Source organism: Acinetobacter sp. 1294596 (assembly GCF_000582925.1).
In the GTDB taxonomy this organism is placed as follows: Bacteria; Pseudomonadota; Gammaproteobacteria; order Pseudomonadales; family Moraxellaceae; genus Acinetobacter; species Acinetobacter radioresistens.
Genome location: NZ_JFCC01000105.1, coordinates 1 through 1,096 on the forward strand (window position 1 = coordinate 1; position 1,096 = coordinate 1,096).

Consider the following 1,096-nt stretch of genomic DNA (forward strand, 5'->3'; position numbering starts at 1 on the left):
TTTGCTGAGGAGACCATAAACAACGGATCGCTTCAACAATAAATTTCCAGAGGATTGAATCGATTTTGAGTTTTCTGTGACCACGTCTACGTCTAGCGAAGGTGTTATCAGAAGCATATCGAGCTTGATAAACGTCATTGATGCTATTTCTTTTAAGCTCACGATAGATCGTACTAGGATGTCTTTTAATGAGTTCAGCAAATTTTCTGGCTGAAAAGCCTTCTTTTCTTGACTCAAGCATTAATGCAGTACGATCTTCAAAGTTAAGATGATGGTATGACAATTTTATATACTCCATAAACCCTTTAAATTAATTAGGTGGTTTATGTCGCACTTCAAGTTTTACTCTGCCCATTATCCCCTGTATATTCTGTATGCTTTGATGAGGAATCCTGCTCTAGGGTGCTTATATAATGATAACTACAATTAATTTCATGAAATGAGTTTTTAATTGGTCCGCAGTAGCGTAAACTTTTGTTTCTTCGATACTTAAATTTTTTATAGCCTATAAAAATTAAGAGTAATATAATTAAACCAGAGACTACATAAAGCATAATAATTACTCTGTTGTCGACGTATAACTTACTTTTAAAGCTTAGAGGTTAATATATTAAATATTTTGTTATTCGTATTAGGTTGAATTATTATCTGACGCAGAATTATTATCTTTTGGATATCTATTGTTATAGGATTCATTTTTGCTTTTCTCTCTAAAAAGCTCTATATTTATTAAAACATACAGAACACATAATAAAATTAGACCCAAAATCATGAAAAATAAATTCATCTAACAAGAGCCTACATATAAATTAAGTAGTCTATTTTTTAAATAAACTCTAATATTTAATAAATGAGCTACCATTAACTAAAATAGATATTTTGATAATTTACTTAACTTCATAAATAAATTTTTATGAATCCTGCTCTAATGTATGAGGAGACTCAGGTTGGTTTTTATCACTTTCTTCTTTCTTGTTCGCACAAGCAGTTAGACTAAGAGTTACAGCTAAAATAACACCAGTTATAGTTAAATTTTTCATATTTTTCCTAACTTTTCATTACCTAGTTCGTTATTATAGAAGATATAAATTACTAA

2 protein-coding genes are annotated in these 1,096 nt (G+C 29.4%); both read right to left on the bottom strand.

Annotation, left to right across the window (positions count from 1 at the left end; all coding sequences use genetic code 11):
• On the bottom strand, nt 1-298 hold a 298-nt coding region (locus J502_RS16035; protein WP_025464755.1), incomplete at its 3' end, for a helix-turn-helix domain-containing protein.
• 613 nt (nt 299-911) lie between these two features.
• Nucleotides 912-1,040, bottom strand: a complete 129-nt coding sequence (locus J502_RS17220) for a hypothetical protein (RefSeq protein WP_005014493.1) — start codon at nt 1,038-1,040, stop codon at nt 912-914.
• Nucleotides 1,041-1,096 lie beyond the last annotated feature (56 nt).